Consider the following 16,954-nt stretch of genomic DNA (forward strand, 5'->3'; position numbering starts at 1 on the left):
CAGCCCCGAGCGCTGGCGGTGGGATTTATATCACCGCATCATTCAGAGCGGTGCTCACTCGGCGGCGAGTTTCACCGCGCTTGGCTGGCGATATTCGGCCATGAGCCGTTCGCGCTCAGCGTCCGCCGCCGCGATGTGGCGGGCCTTGATGTGGCCAAATCCGCGGATGTATTCCGGCAGACGCGCCAGCGCGACGGCGCCCGCATGATTTTCCCGCGTCAGCGAAGCGGCGAATTCGTCGAGCAGCGCTTCGTAGTCCTTCAGCAACCTGCCCTCGACCACGCGATCGTGGTCGAAGCGGAAGACGTCGAACCAGGTGTTGCGCAATGTTTTCATTCTCGCCAACAGGCGCAGCACCTTGAACATCCAGGGTCCGAAGGTGATCTTGCGCGAGCCGCCGAAGTCGGTCTTGCGCTGAAGGGACGGGAAGTTGGGCGCAAGATGCAGTTCGAGGCGAAGATCGCCCTCGAAAGTTTCCTTAAGCTGACGTTGGAAGGCGCCGTCCGTATAAAGCCGTCCGACTTCATAATAGTCTTTCGCCGCCATCAGCTTGAAGAGATAGCGGGCGACCGCCTCGGTGAGTTCACGCGAGCCTGGCGCGCGCGCGGCTTCCAGCCTCGCGATCTTCTCGACGCGCGCGCGATAACGCGCGGCGTAGGCTTCGTTCTGGTAGCCGACGAGAAAAGCCGCGCGACGTTCGATGATTTCCTCGAGCGTCTTCGCTTTTTCGCGTTCGCCATTGGGCTGACGCAGCGACTTGACCGTGGCGAGCACGCTGCTCAGATCATGCGCGGCGCGTCGGCCCCACAGAAAGGCCGATTGATTCATCGGCACGGATTCGCCGTTCAGTTCGATGGCGCGCAGGATCGCCGCCTCCGACAGCGGCAGATAGCCCTTCTGCCATGCGTAGCCGAGGATGAAAATATTTGCTGCGATCGAGTCGCCGAGCAGCGCCTGCGCCAGCGCCGTGGTGTCGATGAAGGTCGACTCCGGTCCGCCCGCACGGCGGATCGCCTGCTTGATCTCTTCCGACGGCAGCACGAAGTCGGGATTGCGCTCGATATCGCCGGGAAACACTTCGGCGCTGTTGACGAGCACCGCCGTCTTGCCCTGCTCGACGGCGGCGAGCACCTGCTTGGCGCCGGCGACGACGAGGTCGCAGCCGAGCAGAAGATCGGCTTCGCCCGCAGCGATGCGGATGGCGTGAACCTCCGCCGGCGTGCGGCCGATCTTCACGTGGCAATAGACCGCCCCGCCCTTCTGCGCGAGGCCGGCCATGTCGATGACGCCGACGCCCTTGCCCTCGAGATGCGCAGCCATGCCGAGAATGGCGGAAACCGTGACGACGCCCGTGCCGCCAAGCCCGGCGATGAGAACGCCGTAAGGCACGGCGCCGATCTTAGCGATCGCAGGCTCCGGCAACGCCGGCAGTCCGCCGTCGTCCTGCGTCGAGGGCAGCGGCGCCTTTTTCATGCGCCCGCCATGTACGGTGACGAAGCTCGGGCAGAACCCCTCGAGACAGGAAAAGTCCTTGTTGCAGGCGGACTGGTCGATGCGCCGCTTGCGGCCGAATTCAGTTTCAACCGGCTGCACCGCGACGCAGTTCGACGCCGTGCCGCAGTCACCGCAGCCCTCGCACACGAGTTCATTGATGATGACGCGCGAATCCGGATCGCTCATCAGCCCGCGCTTGCGCAGGCGACGTTTTTCGGTGGCGCAGGTCTGATCATAGATGAGGACGGTGACGCCGTCCGTTTGCGCCAGATCGCGCTGCACCTCATTGAGGACATTGCGATGATGGATCGTCAGGCCCGGCGGCCAGCCGATCGTCGGCGCATATTTGCCAGGCTCGTCGGAGACGAGCGCGATCTTCTGCACGCCTTCGGCCGCGACCTGCCGCGCGATCGTCTCGACGGTCAGCTCGCCTTCATGCTTCTGGCCGCCGGTCATCGCGACGACGCCGTTGAAGAGAATCTTGAAGGTGATGTTGGTGTTGGTCGCGACCGCAAAGCGGATGGCGAGCGACCCCGAATGATTATAGGTGCCGTCGCCGAGATTTTGGAACATATGCTTGCGCGTCGAGAACGGCGCTTCGCCGATCCAGTTCGCGCCTTCGCCGCCCATATGGGTGTAACCCTCCGTCGAGCGGTCCATCCACTGCGCCATGTAATGGCAGCCGATGCCGGTATAGGCGCGCGAGCCCTCGGGCACATGGGTCGATGTCGAATGCGGGCAGCCGGCGCAGAAATGCGGCACGCGGACGGTGACGTCGGTCATCGTCCGGCGGCGATCCTGCAGCTTCTCGAGCCGGCGCACGCGCGCCTCCAGCTCGTCGAGCGAATGATATTTCAACAGCCGCCGGCCGATGGCGATGGCGACGTCATTGGAGTCGAGCGCGCCCTTGACCGGGAACAGCCATTCGCCGCGCTCGTCCTTCTTGCCGATGCAGAGCGGCTGATGCGGCGCGCCGTACAGTTCCTCGCGCAGCTGCACTTCAATGAGCGAGCGCTTCTCCTCGACGACGATGATGAGGTCGAGGCCCCGGGCGAATTCACGCAGACCCTGCGGCTCCAGCGGCCAGGGCGCGGCGATCTTGTATAGGCGCAGACCGAGATCGTTCGCCTTCACCTCGTCGAGGCCGAGATCGTCCATCGCCTGGCGCACGTCGAGATAGGACTTGCCGACGGTGATGACGCCGATCTTCGGATTGGCGCCGCCGGAGGTAATGATGCGGTTCAATCGATTGGCGCGGATGAAGGCGAGCATCGCGTCGCGCTTGCTCTCCTGCATGCGCGCTTCCTGCGAAAGGACCGGATCGCCGGGACGGATGTTGAGGCCGCCTGGCGGCATGAAGAAAGATGGGGGCGCGATCGGGCGGATGCGGTCGAGCGAACCGTCGATCGAGGCCGTCGACTCGACCGTATCCTTGAGGAGCTTCAGGCCGACCCAGACGCCCGCGAAGCGCGACAGGGCGAAGCCGTAAAGCCCGTAATCGAGAATTTCCTGAACGCCGGCCGGCGACAGGATCGGGATCATCACATCGACGAAATGATAATCGGACTGATGCGCGGTGGTTGAGGATTCGGCGGTGTGATCGTCGCCCATGAGGGCCAGCGCGCCGCCGTGGCGCGAGGTGCCGGCGAGGTTGACGTGGCGGAAGGCGTCGCCGCTGCGGTCGATGCCTGGACCTTTGCCGTACCAAAGCGAGAAAACGCCGTCGTACTTGCCTTCGCCGCGCATCTCAGCCTGCTGCGCGCCCCAGACGGCGGTCGCGGCGAGATCCTCGTTGAGCCCGGGCATGTACAAGATATTATTGGCGTCGAAGAGCGCCTTGGCCTTGTGCATCTGCGCGTCGACGCCGCCGAGCGGCGAGCCGCGGTAGCCGGTGACGAAACCCGCAGTGTTCAGTCCAGCGCGGCGGTCCGCCTCCTTCTGCATCAGGAGCATGCGCACGATCGCCTGGGTGCCGGTGATCAGAACGCGCGACCTGTCGAGATCAAATCGATCGGAGAGCGACGCCTCGGCGAAGGCGGAGCCGGTCTTTGCGTCGCCGGCGGCGATGTCCGCCATTACTGCTCTCCTGCGAGAAATCGGGGCGAAGCGCGCTTGGGACTCTTGCGCTCACACGCTAAAAGCAAGGATCAACCCGTGAACGAATCCGGTTCAAAGACCCAGCTGGCGGCCTTCCGCCGCAGAGGCGCCCCACTAGCGCCGATTCTATATCCGTCACCTTATGCCACACGGAAGCGCCTTTTCAAGGACGGATCTGCTAGCATGCACAGGCTCGAAGCGGGAGCCTGCGCCGCGTTTTCGCCGCCTTCGCCGCCTAAGCGCGAGACTCGCATGAAGCTGAAAATAAACTCGATTCTCATCCTTTTGACGACGGCGCTGGGAATTGGCGCGGCCTTCGCGCACCCCCATGTCTGGGTGGCGGTGCGCAGCGAGGTCATATTCGCGCCAGACGGAAAAATCGCGGGCGTTCAACACGCTTGGGAGTTCGACGAAATGTATTCGGCCTATGCCGTACAGGGGCTCGGCAAGGACGGCAAGCCGCCCACCCGGGAAGAACTCGCGCCGCTCGCCAGGACGAACGTCGAGTCGCTGGCCGAATTCGAGTTCTTCACCTTTGCCAAGCAGAATAGCGCCAAGCTTGCGTTTAAGGAGCCGGAGAATGTGACGCTCGAAGCCAATGACAAGAAGATCGTCACGCTGCGCTTCTTCCTGCCGCTGCAGACGCCGGTCGCGGCGAAGAAGCCGTTCTCCTTTCAGGTCTATGACCCGACCTATTTCGTCTCCTTCGGACTGGAAAAGAAGGATCCCGTGACGCTCGCGGGAGCGCCGGCCGGATGCTCGCTCAGCCTCGTCGAACCTGCGCCGCTCATGGCGAATGAAAACCAAAAACTGAGCGAAGCGTTCTTTCAGAACATGTCGCCGGGAGCCGATTTCGGCATGAAGCTGGCGACGCGCGCGATCGTGGCCTGTCCGTGAAGATTGGGCAGAGGGTGGTTTGGCTGGGCGTAACGGCCGCGGCGCTGGCCGCGATCGCCGCCTCATCGGCCTGGGGCGCGCCGCGCCATCCGTTTGCGGTCGGCGCGCAAGAATCGACCGCGGCGGCGACAGGAATCGCCGGGCTGATCCTTGCTTGGCAAAGCAAGTTCCACGCTGAGCTGCACGCCGCCGTGCGCGCGCTGAAGACCGATCCGTCTGCGTTCTTCGCGCTCGCGGCGGCGAGTTTCGCCTATGGCGCCTTTCACGCCGCCGGACCCGGCCACGGCAAGGCGGTGCTTGCGTCCTACATGCTCGCCAATGAAACGGCGCTGCGCCGCGGTCTGCTGCTTGCGGCGCTGGCCGCGCTGCTGCAAGGACTTGTCGCCATCGCCGTCGTCGGCGCGGCCGCGATGTTTTTTCGCGCGACCGCGAGTCAGATGAACGACGCGACCCGCCTTATCGAGCTTGCGAGCTATGCGGCGGTCGCGGCGCTCGGCGCGCGGCTCGCCTGGGTGAAAGGCCACGCGCTGGCGGCGGCCGTCCGCATGCCCGCGATCGCCCCAACGGCGCGCGGCTTCGTTTGCGAGGCCATCGACGATCCGACGCATGTGCATGACGCGACCTGCCGCCACGCGCCGGACCCTTCGACATTGGGAGGAGCGAAGTTTCGCCTCGCCGACGCGGCCGCGACCGTCGTCGCCGCCGGCCTGCGCCCCTGCTCGGGGGCCATTCTGGTGCTGGTCTTCACCCTGTCGCAGGGGCTTTTCGCCGCCGGGGCCGCGGCGGTCATCGCCATGTCGGCGGGAACGGCGATTACGACGAGCGCCCTCGCCGCGACGGCTGTTTACGCCAAGAGCGCCGCGGTGCGGTTTGGCGCGAAGGATTCACGGCGCGCAATCATCATCGCCCGCAGCGGCGAGTTCATCGCCGCAATCCTCGTTCTGGCGCTCGGCGTTTCGCTGCTCTTGGGCCTCGGGCTGGCGCCACCCGGGACGGCGTGACGCCGCTCGCGGCGACGCAACATAATGATTGCTGTTGGACATGGCCTCATTCGACGCGAGACGCGCTATCTTGGATATAAGCACATAGGCGGAGCGGACGATTCGCAATGCGAGATCGACGCCGCCTCGCGGAGGTCCAGGACGACATGACAAGCGCGGAACAACAACGAGAGGACCCCTACGTCAAGCGTCCGTGGCTTTCGTCCTACCCCGCTGGCGTCCCGGCGGACATCGACGAATCTTCCTATTCGACGCTGGTCAATATTTTCAACGCGAGCGTTGCGGAATTCGCCGAGCGGCCGGCGATGGAGAGTTTCGGCGCCACGCTCACCTTCGAGGAGCTCGGCCGCGCGGCGGTCGCCGTCGCCTCCTGGCTGCAGACGCGCGGATTAAGAAAAGGCGATCGGGTCGCGATCATGTCGCCCAACGTCCTCGCCTATCCGGCGACGCTCTTTGGCGTCCTGCTCGCTGGCGGCGTCGTCGTGAACGTCAATCCGCTGTACACGCCGCATGAGCTCGAGCACCAGATAAACGACTCCGGCGCGCGCTTCTTATTCGTGTTCGAAAACTTCGCGCATACGGCCGCCGCCGCCTGGCCGCGCATGAAAGTCGAACGTGCGGTGATCATGAAGCCCGGCGATCTGATGGGGCTGCGCGGACTGATCGTCAATTTCGTCTCGCGCTGGGTCAAACGCATGGTCCCCGCCTATCGGCTGCCCGGCTGCGTCGGCTTCGCGCATGTGTTGCAGGCGGGCGCCGAGGAGCCGTTCAAGCCGCCGCCAGTCGGGCCGGACGACATCGCCTTTCTGCAATACACCGGCGGCACGACCGGCGTCGCCAAGGGCGCCATGCTGCTGCATCGCAACGTCGCCGCCAATGTCGAACAGTCGTGGACCTGGCTGAAGCCCTATCTCGAAGGTAAGCCGCTGATCATGGTGACGGCGCTGCCGCTCTACCATATTTTTGGACTTACGGCCTGCCTGCTGCTTGTGGTGAAGACCGGCGGTTGCTGCCTGCTGATCGCCAATCCCCGCGACATCAAGGGCCTGATCGCGACGCTGCGCAAATCGACGTTCACGCTGTTCTCCGGCGTCAACACGCTTTATGCGGCGATCGCCGACCATTCCACCGCCGGCTCGGTCGACTATTCCAATCTTCTCCTGACCATCTCCGGCGGCATGTCGACTCAGGAAGTCGTGGCGAAGAAGTGGAAGGCGCTCACCGGCAAGCCGATCGTCGAAGGCTATGGACTGACCGAAACGTCGCCGATCGTGACGGTCAACAAGCCGACGATCGCCGAATTCACCGGCGCGATCGGCTATCCGGCGCCGTCGACGGAAATCTCGCTGCGCTCGCCCGATGGCGAGCCGGTTCCGCTCGGCGAGCGCGGCGAACTCTGCGTCAGGGGACCGCAGCTGATGGGCGGCTACTGGCGCCGGCCGGATGAGACGGCGAATGCGCTGACCCCCGACGGATTTCTCAAGACCGGCGACATTGCGGTGATGGCGCCCGACGGGCTGATCAAGATCGTCGATCGGTTGAAGGACATGATCCTCGTCTCGGGCTTCAACGTCTATCCGAACGAAGTCGAATCCGTCCTGGTCGAACACCCCAAGGTGAAGGAAGCAGCTGTCATCGGCGTGCCGAACGAACATTCCGGCGAAGCGCCCATGGCGTTCATCGTGGCGCGCGACCCGAGCCTCACGCGCGAAGAGTTGCGCGCGTTCGCGCATGAGCAACTGACGAGCTACAAGGTTCCGCGCTATTACGAATTTCGCGAGAACCTGCCCAAGAGCAACGTCGGCAAAATTTTGCGGCGCGCGCTCAAGGACGAATTTCTCGCGCGCAAGAATACCGTCGCCGATGAGGGACGCGGCAAGAGCGTGCGCACCGAACTCAAAGGCTAACGATCGCTTTACGTAGAGCCGCCGAAGCAGTCGGCCGCCTCGCTGATCGCGTCATAGACGAGATCGAGTTCGGCCGCCTCGACGCAGTATGGCGGAAAGACATAGATCGTCGGGCCGAGCGGACGCATCAGAAGTCCGCGCGCGTTGAAGAAGCGCATGAGATCGAGCGCGATCGTCGCCAGATAGCCGCCCTGCACGATATTGAGATCGAGCGCCGTGACGATTCCGAGCTGGCGGACGTTAGAGAAGCGCGCATCGGACGCAAAGCGCGCAAGCCGCGTCGCCTGCATGTCGCACAGCGCCGCGACGCGGGCGGCGGGTTCGCCCGTCGCCCAGACGTCGAGATTGGCGAGCGCCGCGGCGCAGGCGATCGGATTGGCGGTGTAGGAGCTCGAATGAAAAAAAGCGCGCGCGCGCTCCGGCGATAGATGCGCCTCGAAAATTTCGCGTTTGCACATGGTGACGGCAAGCGGCAGCGCGCCGCCGGTGAGGCCCTTGGCGTAGCAGGCGATGTCCGGAACGACGCCCGCCTGCTCGCAGGCGAAGAGCGTTCCCGTGCGGCCGAAGCCGGTCATCACCTCATCGGCGATGAACAGCACGCCGTGTTGCGCGCAGATGCGCTGCATCTCCGCGAGCGTATCGGCGCCGTAGAAGAGCATGCCGCCCGCGCCAAGAATGAGCGGCTCGACCAGCAGGGCGGCGGGTCGGTCGCGGCAGGCGCGCTCCAGCGCGTCGAGCGTCTCCTGCTCGCGCCCGCGCGAGGGGAAGGGAATGCGCGAGACCTCATAGAGCAGCGGCTCGTAAGGCGCATTGAAGGGTGATCGCGCGCCGACGGACATCGTGCCGATCGTATCGCCGTGATAGCCGTGTTCGAGCGCGACGATGCGCGTGCGCGCTTCGCCGCGATTGCGCCAGAAGCCGAGCGCCATCTTGATCGCCACTTCGACGCAGGTGGAGCCGCTATCGGAATAGAACACGTAGTCGAGTCCCGGCGGCGTCAGCGCCACAAGGCGCCGCGCCAGCGCTTCCGCCGGCTCATGGGTGAAGCCGGCGAAAATGATCTGGTCGAGTCGCTCTGTTTCGTCGCGGATCGCCTGCATGATGGCCGGGTGGCGGTGGCCGTGCGTAATGACCCACCAGGATGAAATGGCGTCGAGAAAGCGCTTACCGTCTTCGGCTTCAAGCCAGGCGCCTTCGGCGCGCGCGATCTTGAAGGCGCCTGGCTGCAACGCATGCTGCGTAAACGGCCGCCAGACCGGAGAGTCAGTGACGACGCTCATGCGTCGCTCCCGAAAGCGTCGCGCGCGATCGCGGCGCTAAACGCCGCGCCGAGCGTTTTTTTATTCAGAGGATCGAGCTTCGGCAGTCGGCCAAGAATGCGCGCGCCGCCGATCGTCTCGATCGAATGTTGCGCATCGGCGTCGGCGTCGCCGACGAAAATAATTCCGGTGATCGAGATTCCGCGTCGGCGCAAGGCTTCGAGCGTGAGCAGGCTGTGATTGATCGTGCCAAGGCGCGTGCGCGCGACGAGTATGACCGGCAAGCGCCAGCGTTCGAGCACATCGATGGTCAATGCGCGGTCGCTGAGCGGCGTCAGCACGCCGCCGGCCGTCTCTATGATCAGAGGACCGTCGCATGGCGGGGGATTCAGCGCGGCGGCGTCGATTTCGACACACTCGTCGCGCGCGGCAAGATGCGGCGAGGCCGGTCGACGCAGCCGCCAGGCTTCTGGGAAAATACGGTCAACCGGCGCGCCCGAAAGCCGCGCGACGATCTGCGAGTCCGTCTCGCCATCGAGGCCCGACTGCACCGGCTTCCAGTAATAGGCGTTGAGTGCGCCGACGAGCGCGGCGGAGACGACAGTCTTGCCGACGTCCGTATCGGTTCCCACGATCACGAAGCGGCGGTTCATGGTTCGAGCCTCGCGAGTTCTGCTTCAAGATGCGCGATCATGCGCGCGACGTCATCTTTGCTCGTATTAAGCGTCAGCGCGATGCGCAAGCGAGCGGAGCCGTCCGGCACGGTCGGCGGACGAATGGCGCGAATGTCATAGCCATGCGCCTGCATGCGCGACGCCAGCGTCGTCGCGCGGATATCGCCCCCGACGACGATCGGTTGAATCTGGGAGCCTGAAGGTTCGATCGCGCAGAGCCGCCGCAGCTCGGCGCCGGCGAAATCGATGCGCGACATCAGTTCGGCGCGCCGATCGTCGGCCGCTTCGATGATCTTGAGCGCGGCGCGCACGCAAGCGGCGATAACGGGCGACGGCGCGGTCGCAAAGATAAAGGACCGGCAGCGGTTGATCATGAAGTCGCGCAGGACCCGCGGCAAACAGAGCAGACCGCCCGCGACTCCCATCGCCTTACCGCATGTATGCAAAGTGACGACGTTCTCCGCGCCTTCAAAACGCGCGGCGAGTCCGCGGCCGCCAGGGCCATAGACGCCCGTCGCATGCGCTTCGTCGATCAGCAGAAAGGCGTCGTTCCTCGCGGCGAGCGCATAGAGATCATCGAGCGGCGCCTTGTCGCCGTCCATGCTGTAAAGACTTTCCACGACGATCCAGATTCGCCCGCCTCCGCCCTTTCCCCGCCAAACGCGGATCGCGGCCTCGGCGGCGCCGACGTCGTTATGAGGGAATTTCGCATTCGGCGCGCGCGCCAATCGCATGCCCTCATGAGCGCTGGCGTGCGCGAGCGCGTCATAGAGAATGAGATCGTCACGCTGCGGCGCCGTGGAAAGCAGCGCTTCGTTGGCGGTAAAGCCGCCACTGAAATACAGCGCGCTTTCCGCACCAAAAAAGCGCGCCGCGTCCTCTTCCAGCGCTTCATGCTCCGGATGATTGCCGCGCAACAGCCGCGAACCGCCGGCGCCCACGGGAACGCCGCGCGCGAGCGCCGCCGTCACGGCCGCGGCGAGTTCCTGCGACTCGGCGAAAGCCAGATAGTCATTCGACGCGAAATCCAGTCCGGCGCGCGAAGCGAGCGCGCGCAGCCTGCCGCGCGCGGCGAGGCTCGCAAGATCTTGCGCGTAGCGCTCAAGCATGGAAGATCGACGCTCGATCAGGAGAAACGCTCCCAGGCGGCCTGGCGGGAAACGCCCAGGACCTTGCCGATCGCGGTCCAGCTCACCTCGCGTTTGCGAAGCGCCGCGACTTGCGCGTGGATGAGTGAATGCAGCGCCGCCACGCTGGCCTCGCTCGCCTTGATCGAGGTCAGCAGCTGCTCGTCGGTGAGATCGTCCCAGCTTTTGAACGGCGAAGGCGCGGCGTCAAGAATCGTGTTGCAGACGCCGACGCAATCTTCGCAAATATAGCCTCCGGCAGCGCCGCCGATGAGCCGCGACACCTGCGTCTCCGACTTCTTGCAGAATGAGCAGCGTAGCTTACGTTTGGCGATGGCCAGCATGACAGCTCTCGCATGTCCAGGGCGATCGGATGTCAAGCCGATCTTGACAGCCCGCAAGACCACCGTCAAGTCATCCTTGACAAGGGCGCACTTGAAACGAGCGCCCGCAACCGCGATCTAAAGAGAAGCGTTTTCCACCGATAGGAGCCGCAATGAACGCGCAGCTCGGCGCAAATGCATCTCCCTCCCGCATTCCGTGGCCGCCGATCCTGATGGCGATGACGCTCGCCGCCGGGCTGGCGCTCGACGCCGCGACAGGGGCTTCGCTGATCGATCGCGCCTCTTCTTCTATCACTCAGGTCGCGGGCGCAGCCATTGTCGTCCTCGCGCTGGCCAATGACGTCTGGTGCTTTCGCATCCTCTCTCGCCATCAAACGACGATCATGCCGCATCGCGCCGCGTCCTTTCTCGTGACCGAGGGGCCGTTCGGCTTTTCGCGCAATCCGATCTATGTCTCGCACGTGGCCCTGATCTTTGGCCTCGGTCTGTTCCTCGGCTCGCCGTTTACGCTGTTGTTAACGCCTGTTCTTGCTTTTGGACTGACGAAGCTGGCGATCGAGCCCGAGGAGCGGCATCTTCTTGGCAAATTTGGCGATGACTATCGGTCCTATATGGCGCGCACGCGGCGGTGGCTTTAAACTGACGCATTGAGGGCGTTGTGAATGAGGCGGCAAATATGAACGCTCAAACTCCGTTACCGGGCGGCGAACGCATCGACTTCACCGTGCGGGGCATGACCTGCGCCTCCTGCGTGTCGCATGTCGAAAAAGCGCTCGCGCATACGCCCGGCGTTAACGCCGCCAGCGTCAATCTCGCGACTGAACGGGCGGAGGTTTCTCTGGCGCCGGGGGCGAGTCTCACGCAACTGGTAAAGTCGGTCTCGGACGCGGGCTACGAGGCGGTCGTCGAGACGATCGAGATTGGCGTCGGCGGCATGACCTGCGCCTCCTGCGTCTCGCATGTCGAAAAGGCGCTCAGCGCCGTTCCAGGCGTGATGGAAGCGAAAGTCAATCTCGCGACCGAACGCGCCACCGTGCGCGCGCTCGCCGGGCCTGGCCTGACAGACCGCCTGCGCCGGGCGATTTCACAGGCCGGCTATGAGCCGCGCGCGATCGAAACCGATTCCGGCGGCGCCGATCGCGAGAGGCTGCGACGTGAGGAAGAGATGCGCGCACTGCGCTTCCGCCTCATCGTCGCCGCGACTCTGACGGCGCCGATCTTCGCGGTCGAAATGGGCGGGCATCTGATCCCCGCCGTCCATCACTGGACGATGGGCGTGATCGGTGAGGCGAGGATCCGCGAGATTTCCTTCCTGCTCGCCAGCGTCGTGCTGTTTGGACCGGGCCTGGTTTTCTTCCTCAAGGGGATTCCGTCGCTGTTGCGGCGCCAGCCCGACATGAACGCCCTTGTCGCCACGGGCACGCTCAGCGCCTATCTCTATTCCGTCGTCGCGACCTTTGCGCCCCATCTGCTGCCGGCCGGCTCGGTGCATGTCTATTACGAAGCGTCGGTCGTCATCGTCACCCTCATCCTGTTCGGCCGCTATCTCGAGGCGCGCGCCAAGGGCCGCACCTCGGAGGCGATCCGGGCGCTGGCGCGGCTTCAGCCAAAGACCGCCCGCGTCGAGCGCGACGGCGCGACCGTCGACGTCGATATCGATGACGTGCGCGTCGGCGATATCGTGCTGGTGCGGCCGGGCGAGCGCATTCCGACGGACGGCGTCGTCACGCAGGGCTCGTCCCATGTCGATGAGTCGATGGTCACAGGCGAGCCGACGCCGGTTGCAAAGAGGACGGGCGCCGCCGTCACCGGCGCGACCGTCAACGGCTCCGGCGCATTCTCGTTTCGCGCCACCCGCGTCGGCGCCGATACGACCCTCGCCGGCATCATCCGCATGGTCGAGCAGGCGCAGGGCGCCAAGCTGCCGATTCAGGCGATGGTCGACCGCGTCACCGCCGTCTTCGTCCCGGCCGTTTTCGCCGTCGCGGCGCTGACCTTCGTCGTCTGGATGCTGATCGGTCCGGAGCCGCGACTGACGTATGCGCTGGTCAATGCGGTCGCCGTGCTCATCATCGCCTGCCCCTGCGCCATGGGGCTGGCGACGCCAGCGGCGATCATGACCGGCACCGGCCGGGCGGCGGAGCTCGGCGTGCTGTTTCGCAAGGGCGAAGCCCTGCAGACGCTGCGGGATGTGACCCTCATCGCCTTCGACAAGACCGGCACGCTGACTTATGGCAAGCCGCGCCTGACCGATCTCGTCGCGACGCCCGGCAAGAACGAGAATGAGCTTCTGCGGCTTGCCGCGAGCGTCGAGGCGCAGTCGGAACATCCCGTCGGCGCGGCCCTGGTCGCCGCCGCCAAGGCCGCTGACCTTTCGCTTTCGACTTGCGCCGATTTCAAATCGATCGCCGGCATGGGGGTCACGGGACTCGTCGACCGAAAGACCATCGCCATTGGCGCCGAGCGCTTCATGGCGTCGCTCGGCCTCGACGCTTCGCCTTTCGCGCAGGACGCCCAGAGGCTCGCCGAGGAAGGCAAGACGCCGCTTTACGTCGCGGTCGACGGGAAGCTTGGCGCCATTCTCTCCGTCGCCGACGATCTGAAGCCGACGAGCCGCGCCGCGATCGACGCGATCCATTCGCTCGGCGTGAAAACCGCGATGATCACCGGCGACGACGCGCGCACGGCGAAGGCCATCGCCGCGAGACTAGGAATTGACGAGGTCGTCGCCGGCGTCCTTCCTGATGGGAAGGTCGCGACGCTCGAGCGCCTGCGCGAGACCAACAGGATCGCCTTCGTCGGCGACGGCGTCAATGACGCGCCGGCGCTCGCCGCCGCCGACGCGGGGATCGCCATTGGCACGGGAACCGACATCGCGATCGAAGCCGCCGACGTCGTGCTGATGTCGGGCGATCTCGCCAAGGTGCCGGCGGCGCTCGCGATCTCGCGCGCGACGATGCGCAACATCCAGCAGAATCTGTTCTGGGCGTTCGGCTATAATGTCGTGCTCATACCGGTCGCGGCGGGCGCGCTCTATCCCGTCAACGGCATGCTGCTCTCGCCAATGTTCGGCGCGGCGGCCATGGCGCTGTCGAGCGTTTTCGTGCTGACCAATGCGTTGCGCCTGCGCCGCTTCAAGGCTCCGGTTATCGCAAGCGCCGATGCCGGCGCGGAGGCGGCGCCGGTCGAAACGGAAGCGACGGAAAAAGACTTTAAGGAGGAAGCAATGACGACATTCAATGTGCAAGACATGACCTGCAATATGTGCGTGAAACATGTCACCAAGGCGGTGCAGGCCGTCGAGCCGAACGCCGACGTCAAGGTCGATCTCGCCACCGGCAAAGTCGACGTGACGCCCGCGCCGAAAGACGCGCAGGCGCTCGCCAAGGCGATCAGCGAAGCGGGTTACCCGGCGCAGGTCGCCGCGTGAGGCGGCGCGCGCTTTCCATGATGAATCCCGGCGGGAGCGCGCGATGACGCCTGCGACGACGCGCTCGCTCACCGGAAAGACGCTCTTCATCACCGGCGCGAGCCGAGGAATCGGACTCGCCATCGCGATGCGCGCCGCGCGCGACGGCGCGAATGTCGTCGTCGCGGCGAAGAGCATCACCGAAAACCCGAGAATTCCAGGCACGATCTACACGGCGGCGGCAGAGATCGAAGCGGCGGGCGGACAGGCGCTCGCCGTGCCCTGCGACATTCGCTTCGAGGATCAGGTGGAAGCGGCGGTCGGTCAGGCCGCGTCCTGCTTCGGTGGGATCGACATCCTGGTCAACAACGCCAGCGCCATTGATCTGCGCGGAATCGATACGCTCGAGATGAAGCGCTTCGATCTGATGCAGCAGATCAATGGTCGCGGGACCTATCTGTGCTGCAAGGCGGCGCTGCCGCATCTGCGCAAATCCGCCAATCCGCACATCCTGACGCTGTCGCCGCCGCTGGATTTGAACCCGAAGTGGTTTTCGCCCAACCTCGCCTACACAATGTCGAAATATGGGATGAGCCTTGTGACGCTCGGCCTCGCACGGGACCTCGCCGCCGACGGCGTCGCGGCGAATTCGCTCTGGCCGGAGACCGCGATCGCGACGGCCGCCGTCGGCAATCTTCTCGGAGGCGACGAACTGCTGCGCCGGTCTCGAAAGCCCGAGATCGTCGCGGACGCGGCGCACGCCATTCTCATTCGTCCCGCAAAGAGCTGCAGCGGCAATTTCTTCATCGACGTTCGCGTTCTGGCGGAAGAAGGCATGACCGACTTCTCGACCTACGCCGTCGATCCGAGGGTCGACGCCGTGCTCGACTTTTTCCTCGACGCGCCGATCTCCGCCAAGGTGACGAAAACGTCGTTTCACCTTGGGAAATAGCCTTACGCCAGCGCGGCTGCGCCGGTAGCGATCGTATAGGCGCCGACGGCGGCGACGATCGCGCCGGAAAAATAGGGCGCCCGGGCAGCCAGCGCTTCGAATCCGGGCCAGCGCGACGCGGCGTGACGCATGCCGAGCGCCGCCGCCACCCCGACAAGCACGAGAGTCAGCGCCAGCCCGATGCTGAAGCAGAGCACCAGCAGCGCGCCGAGTCCGATGCGGCCGACCTGCAGGCAAAGCAGCAGAACGGTGATCGATGCGGGACAGGGGATGAGCCCGCCCGTCAGGCCGAAGAGAATGATCTGTCCGGTCGTGACATGGCGACTGGCGAAGCGCCGCTCGATATCGAGCGCATGTTCGCGCTCATGCGCGTCAGCGTAAACGGTGGGATCAACGTCGAGGAGCGCGCTCTCGAATTCCTCTTCCTGATGGCTATGCGGCACGCCGCCGTCATGGGCGTGAACATTGCCGTGGCCATGCCCGTGAACATGCGCGTTGACGTGCTCGTGAACATGCCCGTTAACATGCGCGCTGTCGTGCGTGTGGCCATGCGCGACGCTTGCGCCGGACTGTCCGGCGTCATGCGCAGGTGCCGTTAAGGCGCCTTTGGCGCCGATATCGCGCCAGCTTCGCCAAGTCATCCAAAGCGCGACGGCGATGATCAACACGCCAGAGACAATCTGCAGATAGGGTTCGTTCGCTTCGACGTTCAGTTGCGCGCCGAGATAAAGCCCGGTCAGCGCCACGGCCCAGACGATCGCCGTATGGGAAATCGTCGCCGCGAGCCCGAGCAGCACCGCTTGCGCCACGGTGCCGCGGACCGCGACGATGAAGGCAGCCATCATCGTCTTCGAATGGCCCGGTTCGAGTCCGTGCAGCGCGCCCAAAACCACAGCGCTCGGCGCAAAAATCCAGGCGTTCGCCGCGCCGGCGCGGAAGACTTCGGAGAGATCTGACATCCTGCTCGCCGTGGGCTCCTCAGGCGCAAGCCCGAGGCGATGGAAGAGGCGCGGCCCCTTGGCGGCGCTCGAATGCTCCGCCGGTCACGAGGCAGCCTTAACCCCATATTTTATAGTGAGCGTCGCTTGATGAAACAAGCGCCAGTAGAAACAGAGAAATAGAAGCAGCACCGCGCCAAGGGCGCGAAGCGTCGCCGCGCTGGCGCCTGCTGACGCATGTGGAAGATCGGCGAAAGCCTGCGCGCCAAAGAGCGCCTGCGCGCCGAAGACCTTCAAAGCGGCGCTTTGTTTCAGCGACGCCCGCGCATCGCGTGGGATTGCAGGCGCGCAGGCCTTCCTCAGGCGCGCAGGCTCCCCAGGGGCGCAGGCCCTTCCCCAAAAGAAAACCCCCGGCTTTTTGGGCCGGGGGCTTTTTAGTTCAATTCGTCAGTATCGATCAGGGCATATCGCCCGCGACGAACTTCGGAATGACCGGACCGCCGATTTCGGCCGCAAAGCGGCGACCCGTCGGCGAGAAGAACATCAAGAGGCCGCCGATCTGGCTGTCGGTGTCGTAAGCCAGGTCAGACAGACGCTCGATGTCCCAACGCGCGTCCTGCACCTTCACGGCGATTTCCTTCGTCTCGCCCGGCGCGATCGGCGTCGGGTCCGTCGACAGACCGCGGTCCGCCAACAGATAATCCGGGAAGTCGGGCTTCGTCGTGAACACGTCAGGGTTCAGGAAGCGCAGGCCGGCCGCCGTATATTCGCCAAGGCGAAGCGGCTCGGAGGTCGTGTTCGTGACCTTGACGTTGATCGTCAGCTCACGGCCAGGAACCTTGTAGACGCCGCCGT

At 64.9% G+C, this 16,954-nt stretch carries 13 protein-coding genes; 6 read left to right on the forward strand and 7 right to left on the reverse strand.

Going from position 1 to position 16,954, the window contains the following annotated elements:
* Positions 1-54 precede the first annotated feature (54 nt).
* Positions 55-3,570: an indolepyruvate ferredoxin oxidoreductase family protein gene (locus IYX23_RS04615; protein ID WP_196392108.1), complete on the reverse strand. Its 3,516-nt coding sequence runs from the start codon at positions 3,568-3,570 to the stop codon at positions 55-57.
* A 204-nt stretch (positions 3,571-3,774) separates the two neighbouring features.
* Between IYX23_RS04615 and IYX23_RS04620 the strand changes: the two genes are divergently transcribed.
* The 3 genes from IYX23_RS04620 to IYX23_RS04630 all read left to right on the forward strand — a co-directional run bounded on the left by IYX23_RS04620 (position 3,775) and on the right by IYX23_RS04630 (position 7,396).
* Positions 3,775-4,488 (forward strand): DUF1007 family protein, encoded by a 714-nt coding sequence (locus tag IYX23_RS04620; RefSeq protein WP_196392109.1) that lies wholly within the window; start codon positions 3,775-3,777, stop codon positions 4,486-4,488.
* Between the two features lie 14 nt (positions 4,489-4,502).
* On the forward strand, positions 4,503-5,489 hold the full coding sequence (locus IYX23_RS04625) for a high frequency lysogenization protein HflD (RefSeq protein ID WP_348643631.1): 987 nt from the start codon (positions 4,503-4,505) through the stop codon (positions 5,487-5,489).
* A gap of 146 nt (positions 5,490-5,635) precedes the next feature.
* Positions 5,636-7,396: an AMP-binding protein gene (locus tag IYX23_RS04630; protein ID WP_196392111.1), complete on the forward strand. Its 1,761-nt coding sequence runs from the start codon at positions 5,636-5,638 to the stop codon at positions 7,394-7,396.
* Between the two features lie 8 nt (positions 7,397-7,404).
* Here IYX23_RS04630 and IYX23_RS04635 read toward each other — a convergent pair whose 3' ends face one another.
* Genes IYX23_RS04635 through IYX23_RS04650 form a run of 4 tightly spaced genes read right to left on the reverse strand, consistent with a single transcriptional unit; the run spans position 7,405 to position 10,800 of the window.
* On the reverse strand, positions 7,405-8,676 hold the full coding sequence (locus IYX23_RS04635) for an adenosylmethionine--8-amino-7-oxononanoate transaminase (RefSeq protein ID WP_196392112.1): 1,272 nt from the start codon (positions 8,674-8,676) through the stop codon (positions 7,405-7,407).
* On the reverse strand, positions 8,673-9,308 hold the full coding sequence (gene bioD, locus IYX23_RS04640) for a dethiobiotin synthase (protein WP_196392113.1): 636 nt from the start codon (positions 9,306-9,308) through the stop codon (positions 8,673-8,675). Before bioD ends, IYX23_RS04635 begins: the two co-directional genes overlap by 4 nt.
* Positions 9,305-10,438: an 8-amino-7-oxononanoate synthase gene (locus tag IYX23_RS04645; RefSeq protein WP_196392114.1), complete on the reverse strand. Its 1,134-nt coding sequence runs from the start codon at positions 10,436-10,438 to the stop codon at positions 9,305-9,307. The genes bioD and IYX23_RS04645 overlap by 4 nt, the downstream gene beginning before the upstream one ends.
* 17 nt (positions 10,439-10,455) lie before the next feature.
* Complete coding sequence (locus IYX23_RS04650) at positions 10,456-10,800, reverse strand: ClpX C4-type zinc finger protein (protein ID WP_196392115.1); 345 nt, start codon at positions 10,798-10,800, stop codon at positions 10,456-10,458.
* Between the two features lie 152 nt (positions 10,801-10,952).
* Between IYX23_RS04650 and IYX23_RS04655 the strand changes: the two genes are divergently transcribed.
* Genes IYX23_RS04655 through IYX23_RS04665 form a run of 3 tightly spaced genes read left to right on the forward strand, consistent with a single transcriptional unit; the run spans position 10,953 to position 15,161 of the window.
* On the forward strand, positions 10,953-11,438 hold the full coding sequence (locus IYX23_RS04655) for an isoprenylcysteine carboxylmethyltransferase family protein (RefSeq protein WP_196392116.1): 486 nt from the start codon (positions 10,953-10,955) through the stop codon (positions 11,436-11,438).
* A gap of 38 nt (positions 11,439-11,476) precedes the next feature.
* Positions 11,477-14,230 carry a heavy metal translocating P-type ATPase gene (locus IYX23_RS04660; protein WP_196392117.1) on the forward strand — a complete coding sequence of 918 codons (2,754 nt, stop codon included), beginning with the start codon at positions 11,477-11,479 and terminating at the stop codon, positions 14,228-14,230.
* Between the two features lie 43 nt (positions 14,231-14,273).
* Positions 14,274-15,161, forward strand: a complete 888-nt coding sequence (locus IYX23_RS04665; RefSeq protein ID WP_196392118.1) for an NAD(P)-dependent oxidoreductase — start codon at positions 14,274-14,276, stop codon at positions 15,159-15,161.
* A 2-nt stretch (positions 15,162-15,163) separates the two neighbouring features.
* Here the strand turns inward: IYX23_RS04665 and IYX23_RS04670 are convergent, their stop codons facing one another.
* Both IYX23_RS04670 and IYX23_RS04675 read right to left on the reverse strand, forming a co-directional pair.
* Positions 15,164-16,120: a nickel/cobalt efflux transporter gene (locus IYX23_RS04670; protein ID WP_196392119.1), complete on the reverse strand. Its 957-nt coding sequence runs from the start codon at positions 16,118-16,120 to the stop codon at positions 15,164-15,166.
* A 436-nt stretch (positions 16,121-16,556) separates the two neighbouring features.
* The coding region (locus IYX23_RS04675) for a methane monooxygenase/ammonia monooxygenase subunit B (protein WP_246716480.1) at positions 16,557-16,954 on the reverse strand (398 nt) is incomplete at its 5' end.

It is taken from the genome of Methylocystis sp. L43 (genome assembly GCF_015709525.1).
Taxonomy (GTDB): Bacteria; Pseudomonadota; Alphaproteobacteria; order Rhizobiales; family Beijerinckiaceae; genus Methylocystis.